Source organism: Variovorax terrae, from assembly GCF_022809125.1.
Classification (GTDB): domain Bacteria; phylum Pseudomonadota; class Gammaproteobacteria; order Burkholderiales; family Burkholderiaceae_C; genus Variovorax_A; species Variovorax_A terrae.
On the sequence record NZ_JALGBI010000001.1, the window covers coordinates 1040208 to 1056157 of the forward strand.

The window sequence follows — 15950 nt, forward strand, 5'->3', positions numbered from 1 at the left end:
ATGGTTGAAATCGAACTCGACGGCCAGAAGGTGGAAGTGCTCGAAGGCAGCATGGTGATGCATGCGGCCGACAAGGCGGGCACCTACATTCCGCATTTCTGCTATCACAAGAAGCTCAGCATCGCGGCCAACTGCCGCATGTGCCTGGTCGACGTGGAGAAGGCGCCCAAGCCCATGCCGGCCTGCGCCACGCCCGTGACGCAGGGCATGATCGTGCGCACCAAGAGCGACAAGGCGATCAAGGCCCAGCAGTCGGTCATGGAGTTCCTGCTGATCAACCACCCGCTGGACTGCCCGATCTGCGACCAGGGCGGCGAATGCCAGCTGCAGGATCTGGCCGTGGGCTATGGCGGCTCGGCCTCGCGCTACCAGGAAGAAAAGCGCGTGGTGTTCCACAAGGACGTGGGCCCGCTGATCTCGATGGAAGAGATGAGCCGCTGCATCCATTGCACGCGCTGCGTGCGCTTCGGCCAGGAAGTGGCGGGCATCATGGAGCTCGGCATGATCCATCGGGGCGAACACTCCGAGATCACCACCGTGGTGGGCGACACGGTCGACTCCGAGCTGTCGGGCAACATGATCGACATCTGCCCGGTCGGCGCGCTCACCAGCAAGCCGTTCCGCTACAGCGCCCGCACCTGGGAACTGAGCCGCCGCAAGTCGGTCAGCCCCCATGATTCGACCGGCGCCAACCTGATCGTGCAGGTCAAGAACCACAAGGTGATGCGCGTCGTGCCCTTCGAGAACGAAGCGGTCAACGAATGTTGGATCGCCGACCGCGACCGCTTTTCGTACGAGGCGCTCAACAGCGACGAACGCCTGACCCGCCCCATGCTCAAGCAGGGCGGTGAATGGAAGACCGTGGACTGGCAGACGGCGCTCGAGTACGTGGCCAATGGCCTGAAGCAGATCAAGACCGACCACGGCGCGCAAAGCATCGGTGTGCTGGCCAGCCCGCACAGCACGCTCGAAGAGCTGTACCTGGCCGGCGCGCTGACGCGCGGCCTGGGCAGCGAGAACATCGACCACCGCCTGCGCCACGTCGAGTTTGCCGCCTTTGAAGGCGCACGCCACCTCGGCACTCCGATCGCCTCGCTGTCGCAACTGCAGCGTGTGCTGGTGGTCGGCAGCAACCTGCGCAAGGACCATCCGCTGTTTGCACAGCGGATTCGCCAGGCTGTCCGCAAGGGCGGGTCGATCAGTGCTATCAATTCCGTAGCATACGACTGGGCCATGCCGGTGGGCCGCACGCTGCTGGCTGCATCGTCGGCCTGGGCGCAGGCGCTGGCCGACGTGGCCGCCGCCGTGGCGGCGGAAAAAGGCGTGGCCGCACCCGCTGCAGGCCAGGCCAGCGACACGGCCCGGGCCATCGCGCAATCGCTGCTGGGCGGCGAACGCAAGGCCATCCTGCTGGGCAATGCCGCGGCTCACCATGCCCAGGCGTCCAGCCTGCTGGCACTGGCGCAATGGATTGGCGAGCAGACCGGTGCCACGGTGGGCTACCTGGGCGAGGCCGCCAACACGGTGGGCGCGCAACTGGTGGGCGCCCTTCCGGGGGCCGGTGGGCTGAATGCCGGCCAGATGCTCGGCGGTGCTCTGAAGGCGGTGCTGCTGCTGAACAATGAGCCCGAGTTCGATTCGGCGGCCGGTGCCGCCGCCGCGACGGCGCTGGGTCGGGCCGACATGGTGGTGACCTTGAGCCCGTTCAAGGCCAACATGGCGTTCAGCGATGTGCTGCTGCCGATCGCGCCGTTCACTGAAACCTCGGGCACCTTCGTCAACGCCGAGGGGCGCATCCAGGGCTTCCATGCCGTCGTCAAGCCGCAGGGCGAGGCGAGGCCGGCCTGGAAGGTGCTGCGCGTGTTGGCGAATCTGCTGGGCCTGCCCGGCTTTGACTTCGAATCCTCGCAGGAGGTGCTGGCCCGGGCTTGCGGCGCACAGCCTGCCGAGGCTACGCACGTGCCGGCCGACAAGCTGAGCAACGCGACCCGCGCGGCGATCGTGCTGTCTGCCGCGGCATCGCCGGCTCCGGCCGTCGCCAGCATCTATCAGCTCGATGGCCTGGTCCGCCGGGCGGCCTCGCTGCAACTGACGGCTGACGCTCGCCAGCCGGCCGCTGCCCAAGGGGTGACCGCATGATCGACGCGATCTTCAACCTCGGCCAGTCCCTGGTCGCCGCCAGCTGGTGGACGGGCCTCGCGTGGCCCGTGATCTGGAACCTCATCAAGATCGTGGTGGTGGTGCTGCCGCTGATGGGCGCCGTGGCCTACCTCACGCTGTGGGAGCGCAAGGCCATCGGCTTCACCCAGATCCGCCTGGGCCCCAACCGCATCGGCCCGATGGGCCTGCTGCAGCCGATCGCCGATGCCCTCAAGCTGCTGACCAAGGAAATCATCCTGCCGACAGCCGCCAACAAGGGATTGTTCCTGCTGGGCCCGATCATGACCATCATGCCGGCGCTGGCGGCCTGGGCCGTGATTCCCTTCGGGCCCGACGTGGCGCTGGCCAACATCAACGCCGGCCTGCTGTTCATGATGGCCATCACCTCGCTGGAAGTCTATGGCGTCATCATCGCCGGCTGGGCTTCCAACTCGAAGTACGCCTTCCTTGGCGCGCTGCGGGCTTCGGCGCAGATGGTGAGCTATGAAATCGCCATGGGTTTCTGCTTCGTGGTGGTGCTCATGGTGTCGGCCAGCCTGAACATGACCGACATCGTGATGGGGCAGGGCAAGGGGCAGTTCGCCGACCTAGGGCTGACCTTCCTGTCGTGGAACTGGCTGCCGCTGCTGCCGGTCTTCGTGGTGTATTTCATCTCCGGCCTGGCCGAGACCAACCGCCATCCGTTCGACGTGGTGGAAGGCGAGTCCGAAATCGTGGCCGGCCACATGATCGAGTACTCGGGCATGAGCTTCGCGATGTTCTTCCTGGCCGAATACGCCAACATGTGGCTGGTCTCGATTCTCGCGGTCATCATGTTCCTGGGCGGCTGGCTGCCCCCGGTGGCCTTCCTCGACTTTATTCCCGGCTGGATCTGGCTGGGCATCAAGACCTTCTGCGTGGTCACGATGTTCCTGTGGGTGCGTTCGACGTTCCCGCGCTACCGCTACGACCAGATCATGCGCCTGGGCTGGAAGATCTTCATTCCGGTCACCCTGGTATGGCTGGTGGTGATCGGCGTCTGGATGCAGACACCGTTCAATATCTGGAAATAACTGGAGTAGCCCATGTCTACCCAAGTCGCAACATCGCCGGCCTCGGCGTTCTCCCTCAAGGACTTCCTGTCCAGCTTCATGCTGATGGAGCTGTTCAAGGGCCTGGCCATCACCGGCAAGTACGCCTTCAGCCGCAAGATCACGGTGCAGTTCCCCGAGGAAAAGACGCCGCTGTCGCCGCGCTTTCGCGGCCTGCATGCACTGCGCCGCTACGACAACGGCGAGGAACGCTGCATCGCCTGCAAGCTCTGCGAAGCCGTCTGCCCAGCCATGGCCATCACCATCGAGTCCGACGTGCGCGACGACGGCTCGCGCCGCACCACGCGCTACGACATCGACCTGACCAAATGCATCTTCTGCGGTTTCTGCGAGGAAAGCTGCCCGGTGGACTCGATCGTCGAGACGCACATCTTCGAATACCACGGTGAAAAGCGCGGCGACCTGTATTTCACCAAGGACATGCTGCTGGCCGTGGGCGACCGGTACGAAAAAGAGATCGCGGCGGCCAAGGCGGCTGACGCCAAGTACCGCTGAACACAGCCGCATCACCCAAAGAACCGACTCATGGACGTCAAGACTGGTCTTTTCTATCTGTTCTCGGCCGTGCTGCTGTTCGCAGCCTTCCGAGTGATCACCGCCCGCAATCCTGTGTATGCCGCGCTGTACCTGGTGCTGGCGTTCTCCCAGGCCGCGGCCGTGTGGATCCTGCTGCGCGCCGAGTTCCTGGCCATCACGCTGGTGCTGGTGTACGTGGGCGCGGTCATGGTGCTGTTCCTGTTCGTCGTGATGATGCTGGACATCAACATGGACAGCATCCGGCAGGGCTTCTGGAAGCATTTCCCGCTGGCCGCCACCGTGGGCGCCCTGATCGCGCTCGAAATGGCGGCCGTGCTCATGGGCGGCTTCCGCGAGCCGCCCAAGCCCGTGCCGCTGGAGCAGGCGGGCGCGCAGCTCTCCAACACCAAGGAGCTGGGCCAGATGCTGTACACCCAGTATCTCTACCCGCTGGAAATCGCCGCCGTGATCCTGCTGGTGGCCATCATTGCCGCCATCGCGCTGACGCTGCGCCGGCGCAAGGACAGCAAGTACGTGAATCCCGCCGACCAGGTGCGCGTGAAGGCGCGTGACCGCGTGCAGGTGGTCAAGCTCGCGGCGACCCAAAGCGCAGCAGCCGATACCCCGCCGGCGCCGACTTCCATGGAGAAAAAGGCATGACGCTGACCCTTGGACACTATCTTTCGCTGGGCGCTATGCTGTTCGCGCTGTCGGTGATCGGCATCTTTCTGAATCGCAAGAACCTGATCGTGCTGCTGATGGCCATCGAGCTGATGCTGCTGGCGGTCAACATGAACTTCGTCGCGTTCTCCCACTACCTGGGCGACATGCACGGCCAGGTCTTCGTGTTCTTCATCCTGACGGTGGCGGCCGCCGAGTCGGCCATCGGGCTGGCCATCCTGGTGCTGCTGTTCCGCAACAAGTCCAGCATCAATGTGGACGAACTCAATACGCTCAAAGGCTAACAGGAAGAGACGACAACGATGAGCGCAACGCTTTCTGCTTCAACCCTGCTGGCCGTGCCGCTGGCGCCGCTGGCGGGCGCCCTGCTGGCGGGCATCTTCGGCACCACCTTCGGCGGCAACTGGATCGGTCGCCGCGTGACCCACACGCTCACCATCCTGGGCGTGTTCGTGGCCTTCGTGCTGTCGGCCATGACGCTCAAGAGCGTGGCGCTCGACGGGGCGCGCTTCAACGCCACCATCTATGAATGGATGGTGGTCGGCGGCCTCAAGATGGAGATCGGCTTCCTGGTCGACAGCCTGACGGCCATGATGATGTGCGTGGTGACCTTCGTGTCGCTGATGGTCCACATCTACACCATCGGCTACATGGAGGAAGACGAGGGCTACAACCGCTTCTTCGCCTACATCTCGCTGTTCACCTTCTCCATGCTGATGCTCGTGATGAGCAACAACATGCTGCAGCTGTTCTTCGGCTGGGAGGCCGTGGGCCTGGTGTCCTACCTGCTGATCGGCTTCTGGTTCAACAAGCCCAGCGCCATCTTCGCCAACATGAAGGCCTTCATCGTCAACCGCGTGGGTGACTTCGGCTTCATCCTCGGCATCGGCCTGATCGCGGCCTACGCCGGCACGCTGAACTACGGCGAGGTGTTCGCCAAGTCCGGCGAACTGGCCACGCTCGGCTTTCCGGGCACCCAGTGGATGCTGATCACCGTGATCTGCATCTGCCTGTTCATCGGCGCCATGGGCAAGAGCGCGCAGTTCCCGCTGCATGTGTGGCTGCCCGATTCGATGGAAGGCCCGACCCCGATCTCCGCGCTGATCCACGCCGCTACCATGGTGACGGCAGGCATCTTCATGGTGGCGCGCATGTCGCCGCTCTTCGAGCTGAGCGACACCGCCCTGAGCTTCGTCATGGTGATTGGCGCCATCACGGCGCTGTTCATGGGCTTCCTGGGCATCATCCAGAACGACATCAAGCGCGTCGTGGCCTATTCCACGCTGTCGCAGCTGGGCTACATGACGGTGGCGCTCGGCGCCTCGGCCTACTCGGTGGCCGTGTTCCACCTGATGACGCACGCCTTCTTCAAGGCGCTGCTGTTCCTCGGGGCCGGCTCGGTGATCATCGGCATGCACCACAACCAGGACATCCGCTGGATGGGCGGCGTGCGCAAGTACATGCCCATCACCTGGATCACCTCGCTGCTGGGCTCGCTGGCGCTGATCGGCACGCCGCTGTTTTCGGGCTTCTATTCCAAGGACAGCATCATCGAGGCGGTGCACGAAAGCCACCTGTGGGGCAGTGGCTTCGCTTCGTTCGCGGTGCTGGCCGGTGTGTTCGTGACCGCGTTCTACTCGTTCCGCATGTACTTCCTGGTGTTCCACGGCAAGGAACGCTATGACCAGAACCCTGATGCGCACCATGACGACCATGGCCACGACGATCACGGCCATGGCCATCACGAACACAAGCCGCACGAGTCGCCCTGGGTCGTCTGGCTGCCGCTGGTGCTGCTGGCCATCCCCTCGGTGGTGATCGGCTTCATGACGATCGAACCCATGCTGTTCGGCGACTTCTTCAAGGACGCCATCTTCGTCAACGCCGACAAGCATGGTGCGATGGAGGAACTGGGCCACGCCTTCCACGGACCGATGCAGATGGCGGTGCACGCCTTCACGACAGCGCCGTTCTGGCTCGCGCTGGCGGGTGTGGTCAGCGCCTACTACATGTACATGGTGAACCCGGCCCTGCCTGCGGCGATCAAGCGCGCGGCGCAGCCGATCTACACGCTGCTCGAGAACAAGTACTACATGGACTGGTTCAACGAGAACGTGCTGGCGCGCGGCGCGCGCGCCCTGGGCGTCGGCCTGTGGAAGGGCGGCGACCAGGCCGTGATCGACGGCGCCATCGTCAACGGCAGCTGGCGCGTGGTCGGCTGGGTGTCGGGGATGGTGCGCTGGCTGCAGTCGGGCTACATCTACCACTATGCGCTGGCGATGATCGTCGGTGTCTTCGTGCTGATGACGTATTTCGTATGGCTGAACAAATAACCTTGCGGGACAGGCCCCTGGCGCTGCCCTCAACTGATTGGATGGAACAAGAAAAATGGGATTGTTGAGCCTTGCCATCTGGACACCGATCTTTTTTGGTGTCGTGTTGCTGGCGCTGGGTCGTGATGACCAGGCCAGAGCCGTGCGCTGGATTGCGCTGATCGGCGCCATCATCAGCCTGCTCGTCACGCTGCCGCTGTACGACGGCTTCAAGCTGGGCACCTCGGCCATGCAGTTCGTCGAGAACGGCGTGTGGATCGAGCGCTTCAACGTCAACTACCACCTCGGGGTGGACGGCATCTCGCTGTGGTTCGTGCTGCTGACGGCCTTCATCAACGTGGTGGTTGTGATCTCGGCCTGGGAAGTCATCACCGAGCGCGTCAACCAGTACATGGGCGCCTTCCTGATCCTCTCGGGCATCATGATCGGCGTGTTCTGCGCGCTCGACGGCATCCTGTTCTATGTGTTCTTCGAGGCCACGCTGATCCCGATGTACCTGATCATCGGCATCTGGGGCGGACCCAACAAGATCTACGCGGCCTTCAAGTTCTTCCTCTACACGTTGCTCGGCTCGCTGCTGATGCTGGTGGCGCTGATCTTCCTGTACACCAAGTCGGGCGGCAGCTTCGATCTCGCCACCTGGCAGAAGCTGCCGCTGGACGGTACCGCCCAGACGCTGCTGTTCTTCGCCTTCTTCGCGGCGTTCGCGGTCAAGGTGCCGATGTGGCCGGTCCACACCTGGCTGCCCGACGTGCACGTCGAAGCGCCCACCGGCGGCTCCGCCGTGCTGGCCGCCATCATGCTGAAGCTGGGCGCCTACGGCTTCCTGCGCTTTTCCATGCCGATCGCGCCCGACGCGGCGCGCGAATGGGCCTGGCTCATGATTGCGCTGTCGCTGATTGCCGTGATCTACGTGGGCCTGGTGGCCATGGTGCAGCAGGACATGAAGAAGCTGGTGGCCTATTCGTCGGTGGCCCACATGGGCTTCGTCACGCTGGGCTTCTTCATCTTCAACGACCTGGGCGTGTCCGGCGGCCTGGTGCAGATGATCGCGCACGGCTTCGTCTCGGGCGCCATGTTCCTGTGCATCGGCGTGCTGTACGACCGCGTGCATTCGCGCGAGATCGCGAGCTATGGCGGCGTGGTCAACACCATGCCCAAATTCGCGGCCTTCGCGCTGCTGTTCTCCATGGCCAACTGCGGGCTGCCGGCGACGGCGGGCTTCGTCGGCGAGTGGATGGTGATCCTGGGTGCCGTCAAAGCCAACTTCTGGCTGGGCCTGGGCGCGGCGACGGCGCTGATCTTCGGCGCGGCCTACACCCTGTGGATGTTCAAGCGCGTCTATCTCGGCCCGGTGGCCAATGACGACGTGAAGGCCCTGAAGGACATCAACGGCCGCGAGTTCCTGATGCTGGCCCTGCTGGCCATCGCCGTGCTCTACATGGGGATCTATCCCAAGCCGTTCACCGACGTGATGGACGCCTCGGTGGCTGACCTGCTCAAGCATGTGGCGGCATCCAAGCTGAATTGAGAGACAGAAGATGATTGACAAACTCAGTTGGATCTCCGTTTACCCGGACGTGGTGCTGCTGGTCATGGCCTGCGTGATCGCGCTGGCCGACCTGGCCACCCGCAGCCCGCGCCGCACCACCACCTATGTGCTCACGCTGCTCACGCTGGGCGTGGTGGCGCTGCTGCAGGGCCTGTATGCCAGCAGCGACAACACGATCTATGGCTTCGGCAACATGGTGGTCAGCGACCCGATGGGCAATTGGCTCAAGTGCTTCGCCACGCTCGCCATGATGGTCACGCTGGTCTATGGCCGCCCCTATGCGGCCGATCGCGGCATGCTGCGCGGCGGCGAGATGTTCACGCTGAGCATGTTCGCGCTGCTGGGCATGTTCGTGATGATCTCGGGCAACAACTTCCTGGTGATCTACCTCGGTCTCGAACTGCTCACGCTGTCGAGCTATGCGCTGGTGGCCCTGCGCCGCGACAACGCCACCGCCACCGAAGCCGCGATCAAGTACTTCGTGCTGGGCGCGATGGCTAGCGGCTTCCTGCTGTATGGCTTGTCGATGCTGTACGGCGCCACCGGCACGCTGGAGGTGGGCGCGGTGTTCAAGGCCATCAACTCGGGCCAGATCCGCCACCAGGTGCTGGTGTTCGGCGTGGTGTTCATCGTGGCAGGCCTGGCCTTCAAGCTGGGCGTGGTGCCGTTCCACATGTGGATTCCCGACGTCTACCAGGGGGCACCGACCTCGGTGACGCTGCTGATCGGCGGCGCGCCCAAGCTGGCGGCTTTCGCAATCTCCATCCGCCTGTTGGTGGAAGGCCTGCTGCCGATGGCGCTGGACTGGCAGCAGATGCTGGCGGTGCTCTCCATTGGCTCCCTGCTGATCGGCAATCTGGCGGCGATCGCCCAGACCAACCTCAAGCGCATGCTGGCCTATTCCACGATCTCCCAGATGGGTTTTGTGCTGCTGGGCCTGCTGTCGGGCGTGGTCAATGGCAACACGCTGTCGGCGGCCAACGCCTACAGCTCGGCGATGTTCTACATGGTGACCTACGTGCTGACCACGCTGGCGAGCTTCGGCATCATCCTGCTGCTCGCGCGCGAGGGCTTCGAGAGCGAGGAGATTTCCGACCTCGCCGGCCTGAACCAGCGCAGCCCGCTGTACGCCGGCGTGATGGCCGTGTGCCTGTTCTCGCTGGCGGGCGTGCCCCCGCTCGTGGGTTTCTACGCCAAGCTGTCGGTGCTGCAGGCCCTGATCTCCTCGGGCCAGGCGCTCTACATCGTGCTGGCGGTGTTCGCCGTGGTCATGTCGCTGATCGGCGCGTTCTACTACCTGCGCGTGGTCAAGGTCATGTATTTCGATGCGCCGATCACGGCCACCACGGTGTCCGCCCCGGCGGACGTGCGCGCCGTGCTCTCCCTCAACGGTGCGCTGGTCCTGATCCTGGGGATCGTGCCGGGCGGCCTGATGACGCTGTGCGCGCAGGCCATCGTCAGGACCTTGGGAACCTGAGGCGCCTGCCGGTACTCTGTCCGACGTGTCTCAAACGCTTTCCGTCTGGCTCGTGATCGTGGCCGCCTTCTGCGCGGCCAACCTGCCCTTTGTCAACCAGCGCCTGTTCGCCGTCGTCCCGCTGTCGCGCCCCAAGACCTTGGCCTGGCGCCTGGCGGAACTCGTGGTGCTCTATGTCGTGGTGGGCGGCATCGGCCTGGCGCTGGAGCAGCGGGCCGGGCAGATCGCACCGCAGGGCTGGGAGTTCTATGTCATCACCGGGGCGCTGTTCCTGACCTTCGCTTTCCCGGGCTTCGTGTACCGCTACCTGCTCAAGCACCGGGCCTGAGATGGACGACGGCCATCTGATCGAGCACAGGACGGACGGCGAAGAACTGCTCCAGGGCAACTTCCTGCGGGTGCTGCGCGACACCGTGCGCCTGCCCGATGGCGGCAGCGCGACGCGCGAGTACGTTGTGCATCCCGGCGCCGTGATGATCATCCCCCTGTTCGACGATGGCCGCATCGGGCTGGTGCGCCAGTACCGCTATCCGGTGCAGCAGGTGATGGTCGAGTTTCCGGCCGGCAAGCTCGATCCAGGCGAAGCCGTGCTGGCCTGCGCACAGCGCGAGCTGGCGGAGGAAACTGGCTACACCGCGCGCGAATGGGCGCGGGCTGGCATGCTGCACCCGGTCATTTCCTACTCCACCGAATTCATCGACATCTGGTTCGCGCGGGGCCTGACGGCAGGCGAGCGCCGGCTGGACGAGGGCGAGTTCCTCGATGTGTTCAGCGCCACGCCCGCCGAGCTGCTGCAGTGGTGCAGCGACGGCCGCGTGACCGATGCCAAGACCCTGACCGGGGCGCTGTGGCTGCAGAACGTCCTGTCGGGGGCATGGACTCTGGACTGGTCGTCGGCAGGCGGCCAAGGCCCCGCCTGATAATCGGCGCATGAAAGTCCTCAATCTGCAGTGCGCGCACCAGCATGCCTTCGAAGGCTGGTTCGCGTCCGAAGATGATTTCCAGAGCCAGCTGGCACGGGGCCTGGTCGAGTGCCCGTTGTGCAGCGACAAGGCCATAGCCAAGATGCCCAGCGCGCCGAGGCTCAATCTCGGCGGCGCCCGGGACGCGGCGGAGATTCGGCCGGCCGCAGTTGCCTCCGAACCGGCGCAGGCCATGACGCTGCTGCCGAGCGATCCGCGCCTGCAGGCCGCCTGGCTCAAGATGGCGCGCCACGTGATGGCAAACACGGAAGACGTGGGCGCCCGTTTCGCCGAAGAAGCCCGCAAGATCCACTATGGCGAAACCGAGGAGCGCAACATCCGCGGCCAGGCATCGCGCGAGGAAGCGCAGGCCTTGCTGGAGGAGGGCATCGGCGTGCTGCCGCTGCTGCTGCCCGAGGCGCTCAAGGAAACGCTTCAGTAATAGGCGCCGGCACCGCCGCAGCGGATGATCCCGTCCGGCAGAGCTCAACCGTCGATCTGCTTGAGCCCCTGCAGGGTCTGCAGCATGATCGAGCGAGCCTGACCCAGCACCATGCCCTTCCACTCGTCGTTGTCGCAGTAAAACGCGTCACGCAGGTCCTGCCGGATCTTCAATTGCTGTTCCACCGGTGCCTGCGGGTTGCGGTGCAGCCAGTGGTCGGCCCGAAGCGCGTTCATCACGCTCTGATGGGGCAGGGTGCCGAACTCCAGCCCCATCAGGCCGGTCTTGGCTTGCGGGCATTCCTCATAGACCGACAACACCAGCGCGCCCTGCACATCGGCCGAAGCGGACAGCCCTTCGAAGGGCGCAAACACATCGGCACCCCACCAGGCGCGTGCGCGGGCCAGATCCTGCGCATTGTTGCCGCCGGCATAGATCTTCTCGCCATGGCCGTAAGGTCCCAGGCCGGTGTGGATGTCGATCCAGCCGATCGCCATGGCCGCCGCGGCGTGGCTGCGCAGGATCGCGCGGATGGTCCGGTTGCTCCATGAGGGCGTGCGGCCGCCATAAAAAATGCCGTCCGGGACCGTGTACTGTCCGCTGGACACTGCATCGCGCAGTGCGTCCATGCCATGGCGGGCCACGTAAGCCGCCATGGCCTGCTCGCTCTCGGCTGCCGGTGGCCACGCGGGTGGAAGCACGAATGGCTCGACGTCGGCGTAAGCCGCATTGGCCGGTAGCGGCGCATCGAACCGCATGAAGTTGCGGTTCAGGTCGATGTTGTCTTCATTGGTCCTGCGCAGATGGGAAAAGCCGTAGGGATTGACGGCATGGATCAGCAGCAGGCTGACGCCGGCTTTCGTGAGCCGGCCCAGCAGCTCATCATCCTGCAGCAGGGCAACCTGGCAGCCCGAGCCGCAGAACCCTTCCGGGCCATGCGTGCCGGAACTGACAATCAGCAGCTTCTCGGCCTGGCTCGGCCCGAGCAGTGCGATGTCGGTGGTCAGGGTCTCGCCATAGGCACCGAGCTTCGACTCCAGCAGAAAGGATTCGACCCTTGCTGCGCGCTGCTGTGCGGCGGCAAGAAATTTCTGCCGCGCCTGCGCGTAGGTGCCAGCGAAATAGCGGTTGGATGCGGTCGTGTACATGTTGCTCCGCGAAGAAAGTCAATGGACGGGCTGAATGCCTGTCGGCTCCTTGTCCAGGATCTCGCCGGTGTGGTCTTTCAGCCAGAGCAGCCCGAGGGTGGACACCAGGGTCATGGCCAGCAAGTACCAGGCGGGTGCAAGCTTGTTGCCTGTGGCGTTGAGCAGCCAGGTGCTGATGAACGGCGAGAAGCCGCCGAACAGAGCCACGCCCACGCTGTAGACGAGAGACATGCCGCTGGCGCGCACCGGTTTTGGGAACATCTCTGGCAGCATGGTGATGCCGGGCACGGTCTGGACCACCAGCGTAATGCTGAGCAGGCCGACCACAATGAACAGGCGTGCCGGGCTCGGGGCCTCGGTGAGCCACCAGAAGCAGGGGTAGATCAGCAGGACCAGCGCGATGCGGCTCCAGATGATCAGCGGCTTGCGGCCCACGCGATCCGACCAGCGGCCGACGAAGGGCGCCAGTGCGAACGACAACAGGCCGGTCAGCGCAGCGCCGAACAGGGCTACCGGCGGCGGCAGGCCCAGCTCGCGGATGGCATAGGTTGGCATGTAAAAGCTCACCACATAGGCTGCGGCGGTGCCGCCGATGATGCTCAGGACGGCGGCCAGCACGGTCTTGCCATGTTCGCTCAGGACCACCGTCAGGCTGCTGCGCCGGGGCGCTGTAGCGGCGGGCACCACCGTCAGCGACTCTTCCAGATGGCGGCGGATGTACATGCCCACGGGAGCGATCAACATGCCCAGCACGAACGGCACGCGCCAGCCCCAGCTTTCCATCGCCTCCTTCGACAGCGTGGCGGACAGGACACCGACCAGCAGGGCGCCCAGCAGGATGCCCAGGCCCTGGCTCGCGAACTGCCAACTGGCGAAATAGCCGCGCGTCGAGGGCGTGGCATGCTCCACCAGCAGCGTGGTGGAGGCACCCACCTCGCCGCCGGCCGAGAAGCCCTGGATCAGGCGAGCCAGCACGATGAGGATGGGGGCCGCAATGCCGATCTGCGCATATGTGGGCGCGAAGGCGATCATCGCGCAACCCAGGGCCATGAGGAAGATCGTCAGGGTCATGGCCGCCTTGCGGCCTGCGCGGTCTGCGTATGCGCCAATCACGATGCCGCCCAATGGCCGCATGATGAAGCCGACGCCGAATGTCGCCACGGTCAGCAGCAATTGGCCGTAGGCGTCCAGGGTGGGAAAGAACAGGCGGCCGATCACCAGCGCCAGAAAACCGTAAACCGTGAAGTCAAAGAATTCCAGCGCGTTGCCGATCGTGGTGGCCACTATGGTCTGGCGCTGGTTGTAGGGCGCTCGCGCGCTCGGAGTCAAACTCATGTCGTTATCCTGTTGTTTCGTTGTGCAGGGCTGCCCAGCCGCGAGGGCTGGCGTGCGCGCTCGCATGTTAGGGAATCCTGCTGGTCATGGAAAGACAATATTATTTGCAATACGATAATTTTTTGTTTCATGGCATCGGTCTTTCCTCATCCCTGTGAAGCCGAACGAGCGGCATGCCTTCGTGGCCGCGGCCGAACAAAGGTGCATCCGCGTGGCGCGGCGGCGCGTGCTGGAGTTGTCGTAGCTGGTGGTGGACAAGATCGTGCGCGAGGCCGGCGCGCCGCTGGCGGAATGCGGTAACCGCAACCCTACCCACGATGGCATGTCCGGGTGATTCATCACCGTGATCGGCGCTTGACGCCAGCGCTCAGCCGCTCGCTGGTTGCATCAAGCACGTTTTAGCGGCACTGACGCATTGGACTGGCACTTCACGCCGCAAACTGCAGCGCTGCCAGCCGGGCATAGATGCCGTTGGCGGCCACCAGCGTGTCGTGCGTGCCCTGTTCGACGATCCTGCCGTGGTCCAGCACCACGATGCGGTCGGCCTTTTGCACCGTGGCCAGCCGGTGTGCGATCACCAGCGTGGTGCGGCCCTGCATGGCCGATTCCAGCGCCGCCTGCACCATGCGTTCGCTCTCGGCGTCCAGCGCGCTGGTGGCTTCGTCCAGCAGCAGCAGGGGCGGGTTCTTCAGCATGGCCCGCGCGATCGCGATGCGCTGGCGCTGGCCGCCCGACAGGCGCACGCCGCGTTCGCCGAGAAAGGTGGCGTAGCCCTCGGGTAGCGCGCTGATGAACTCGTGGGCGAACGCCGCCCGCGCCGCCGATTGCACTTCCTCGTCCGTCGCCTCGGGCCGGCCGTAGCGGATGTTCTCCAGCGCGCTGGTCGAGAAGATCACGGCGTCCTGCGGCACGATGCCAATGTGCTGGCGCAGGTCGGCCAGCGCCAGGTCGCGCGTGGCCACGCCGTCGAGCCGGATGCCGCCCGAGGCCGGGTCGTAGAAGCGCAGCAGCAGCTGGAACACCGTGCTCTTGCCCGCGCCGCTGGCGCCGACCAGGGCCACCGTTTCGCCCGGGCGCACCGCCAGCGTGAAATCGCTCAGCGCCGCCTGCGTGGGGCGGGACGGGTAGTGGAAGGTGACTGCTTCGAAATTGATAGCACTCCCGGACCGCGTGACCTGGACTTCGGCCGGATTTGGCGGTGAAACGATGGGTGAGCGGCTGTGCAGCAGCTCCATGAGACGTTCGGTGGCGCCGGCCGCGCGCAGCAGGTCGCCATAGACCTCGCCCAGCACGGCGAAGGCGCTGGCCAAGATGATCACGTAGACCACGGTCTGGCCCAGATGGCCGGCCGTGATGCGCCCGGACAGCACTGCCTGCGTGCCCTGGTACAGGCCCCACAGCAGCGCCGCCGAGGTGGCGATGATGATGAAGGCCACCAGCACCGAGCGCGCCCGCGTGCGGCGCACCGCGGTCTGGAAGGCGCTGCCGGTCGAGGCATCGAAGCGCGCCGACTCGCGCGACTCGGCGGTGTAGCTCTGCACCACGGGAATCGCATTCAGCACCTCGGCTGCAATGGCGCTCGAATCGGCCACGCGGTCCTGGCTGGCGCGCGACAGCCGGCGCACGCGGCGGCCGAACCAGGCGCTGGGCAGCACCACCAGCACCAGGATGCCGAGCACCTGGACCATCACGTAGGGATTGGTCCACACCAGCATGGCCAGCGCGCCCACGCCCATCACGGCATTGCGCAGCCCCATGCTGAGCGACGAGCCCACCACGGTCTGCACCAGCGTAGTGTCGGCCGTCAGGCGCGACAGCACCTCGCCGGTCTGCGTGGTCTCGAAGAATTCGGGGCTCTGCCGCAGCACGTGGCCGTACACCGCGTTGCGCAGGTCGGCCGTGACGCGCTCGCCCAGCCAACTCACCATGTAGAAGCGCGCCGCCGAAAACAGGCCGAGCGCGACGGCCACCGCGAACAGCGCCAGGAAGTGCTCGCGCAGCGCCATCACCTGGGCGCCCTTGTCGGTGGCCACCAGCCCGCCGTCGATCAGGCTGCGCAGCGCCACCGGAAACACCAGCGTGGCCACCGCTGCCATCACCAGGAACAGCAGGGCCAGCGCGATGCGGCCCCGATAGGGCCACAAGAACGGCACGAGGCCGGAGAGGGAGCGGGGGGCGCCCTTGGGGGCGGTGGAAGTAGCCATGCAGCGAGTGTAGTCAAGAACTTGCCCTTGCAGAAATGGCCTTGACAAT

14 protein-coding genes are annotated in these 15950 nt (G+C 65.0%); 11 read left to right on the forward strand and 3 right to left on the reverse strand.

Annotation, left to right across the window (positions count from 1 at the left end; genetic code table 11):
• Genes nuoG through MMF98_RS04955 form a run of 11 tightly spaced genes read left to right on the forward strand, consistent with a single transcriptional unit; the run spans position 1 to position 11214 of the window.
• A complete protein-coding gene (nuoG, locus tag MMF98_RS04905; RefSeq protein ID WP_243304896.1) occupies positions 1 to 2139 on the forward strand; it encodes an NADH-quinone oxidoreductase subunit NuoG in 2139 nt (712 codons plus the stop codon).
• Entirely contained in the window at positions 2136 to 3212 is a 1077-nt protein-coding gene (gene nuoH, locus MMF98_RS04910; protein ID WP_243304898.1) for an NADH-quinone oxidoreductase subunit NuoH, read from the forward strand. The genes nuoG and nuoH overlap by 4 nt, the downstream gene beginning before the upstream one ends.
• A gap of 12 nt (positions 3213 to 3224) precedes the next feature.
• Positions 3225 to 3746: an NADH-quinone oxidoreductase subunit NuoI gene (gene nuoI, locus MMF98_RS04915; protein ID WP_243304900.1), complete on the forward strand. Its 522-nt coding sequence runs from the start codon at positions 3225 to 3227 to the stop codon at positions 3744 to 3746.
• A gap of 30 nt (positions 3747 to 3776) precedes the next feature.
• Positions 3777 to 4427: an NADH-quinone oxidoreductase subunit J gene (locus MMF98_RS04920; RefSeq protein ID WP_243304904.1), complete on the forward strand. Its 651-nt coding sequence runs from the start codon at positions 3777 to 3779 to the stop codon at positions 4425 to 4427.
• Complete coding sequence (gene nuoK / locus MMF98_RS04925) at positions 4424 to 4732, forward strand: NADH-quinone oxidoreductase subunit NuoK (RefSeq protein WP_243304905.1); 309 nt, start codon at positions 4424 to 4426, stop codon at positions 4730 to 4732. The genes MMF98_RS04920 and nuoK overlap by 4 nt, the downstream gene beginning before the upstream one ends.
• 18 nt (positions 4733 to 4750) lie before the next feature.
• On the forward strand, positions 4751 to 6781 hold the full coding sequence (gene nuoL, locus MMF98_RS04930) for an NADH-quinone oxidoreductase subunit L (RefSeq protein WP_243304907.1): 2031 nt from the start codon (positions 4751 to 4753) through the stop codon (positions 6779 to 6781).
• A gap of 55 nt (positions 6782 to 6836) precedes the next feature.
• Positions 6837 to 8312, forward strand: a complete 1476-nt coding sequence (locus MMF98_RS04935) for an NADH-quinone oxidoreductase subunit M (RefSeq protein WP_243304909.1) — start codon at positions 6837 to 6839, stop codon at positions 8310 to 8312.
• Between the two features lie 10 nt (positions 8313 to 8322).
• The gene (gene nuoN, locus MMF98_RS04940; RefSeq protein ID WP_243304910.1) at positions 8323 to 9810 is read left to right on the forward strand and encodes an NADH-quinone oxidoreductase subunit NuoN; all 1488 of its coding nucleotides are present in this window, start codon (positions 8323 to 8325) and stop codon (positions 9808 to 9810) included.
• Between the two features lie 25 nt (positions 9811 to 9835).
• On the forward strand, positions 9836 to 10138 hold the full coding sequence (locus tag MMF98_RS04945; RefSeq protein WP_243304912.1) for a DUF2818 family protein: 303 nt from the start codon (positions 9836 to 9838) through the stop codon (positions 10136 to 10138).
• A gap of 1 nt (position 10139) precedes the next feature.
• Entirely contained in the window at positions 10140 to 10730 is a 591-nt protein-coding gene (locus tag MMF98_RS04950) for an NUDIX domain-containing protein (protein ID WP_243304914.1), read from the forward strand.
• Positions 10731 to 10740: 10 nt separating this feature from the next.
• Positions 10741 to 11214: a DUF1178 family protein gene (locus MMF98_RS04955; RefSeq protein ID WP_243304916.1), complete on the forward strand. Its 474-nt coding sequence runs from the start codon at positions 10741 to 10743 to the stop codon at positions 11212 to 11214.
• Positions 11215 to 11258: 44 nt separating this feature from the next.
• Here the strand turns inward: MMF98_RS04955 and MMF98_RS04960 are convergent, their stop codons facing one another.
• The 3 genes from MMF98_RS04960 to MMF98_RS04970 form a co-directional block, all read right to left on the reverse strand.
• Positions 11259 to 12362: a M14 family metallopeptidase gene (locus tag MMF98_RS04960; RefSeq protein WP_243304918.1), complete on the reverse strand. Its 1104-nt coding sequence runs from the start codon at positions 12360 to 12362 to the stop codon at positions 11259 to 11261.
• 18 nt (positions 12363 to 12380) lie between these two features.
• Entirely contained in the window at positions 12381 to 13697 is a 1317-nt protein-coding gene (locus tag MMF98_RS04965; RefSeq protein ID WP_243304919.1) for an MFS transporter, read from the reverse strand.
• 428 nt (positions 13698 to 14125) lie between these two features.
• Complete coding sequence (locus tag MMF98_RS04970; protein WP_243304921.1) at positions 14126 to 15901, reverse strand: ABC transporter transmembrane domain-containing protein; 1776 nt, start codon at positions 15899 to 15901, stop codon at positions 14126 to 14128.
• Positions 15902 to 15950: the final 49 nt, after the last annotated feature.

Coding starts and splice junctions, on each gene's coding strand:
- MMF98_RS04920 (WP_243304904.1), top strand. CDS start 3,777: ATGGACGTCAAGACTGGTCTTTTCTATCTGTTCTCGGCCGTGCTGCTG.
- MMF98_RS04965 (WP_243304919.1), bottom strand. CDS start 13,697: ATGAGTTTGACTCCGAGCGCGCGAGCGCCCTACAACCAGCGCCAGACC.
- nuoK (WP_243304905.1), top strand. CDS start 4,424: ATGACGCTGACCCTTGGACACTATCTTTCGCTGGGCGCTATGCTGTTC.
- nuoL (WP_243304907.1), top strand. CDS start 4,751: ATGAGCGCAACGCTTTCTGCTTCAACCCTGCTGGCCGTGCCGCTGGCG.
- MMF98_RS04950 (WP_243304914.1), top strand. CDS start 10,140: ATGGACGACGGCCATCTGATCGAGCACAGGACGGACGGCGAAGAACTG.
- MMF98_RS04970 (WP_243304921.1), bottom strand. CDS start 15,901: ATGGCTACTTCCACCGCCCCCAAGGGCGCCCCCCGCTCCCTCTCCGGC.
- nuoH (WP_243304898.1), top strand. CDS start 2,136: ATGATCGACGCGATCTTCAACCTCGGCCAGTCCCTGGTCGCCGCCAGC.
- MMF98_RS04960 (WP_243304918.1), bottom strand. CDS start 12,362: ATGTACACGACCGCATCCAACCGCTATTTCGCTGGCACCTACGCGCAG.
- nuoN (WP_243304910.1), top strand. CDS start 8,323: ATGATTGACAAACTCAGTTGGATCTCCGTTTACCCGGACGTGGTGCTG.
- nuoI (WP_243304900.1), top strand. CDS start 3,225: ATGTCTACCCAAGTCGCAACATCGCCGGCCTCGGCGTTCTCCCTCAAG.
- nuoG (WP_243304896.1), top strand. CDS start 1: ATGGTTGAAATCGAACTCGACGGCCAGAAGGTGGAAGTGCTCGAAGGC.
- MMF98_RS04955 (WP_243304916.1), top strand. CDS start 10,741: ATGAAAGTCCTCAATCTGCAGTGCGCGCACCAGCATGCCTTCGAAGGC.
- MMF98_RS04935 (WP_243304909.1), top strand. CDS start 6,837: ATGGGATTGTTGAGCCTTGCCATCTGGACACCGATCTTTTTTGGTGTC.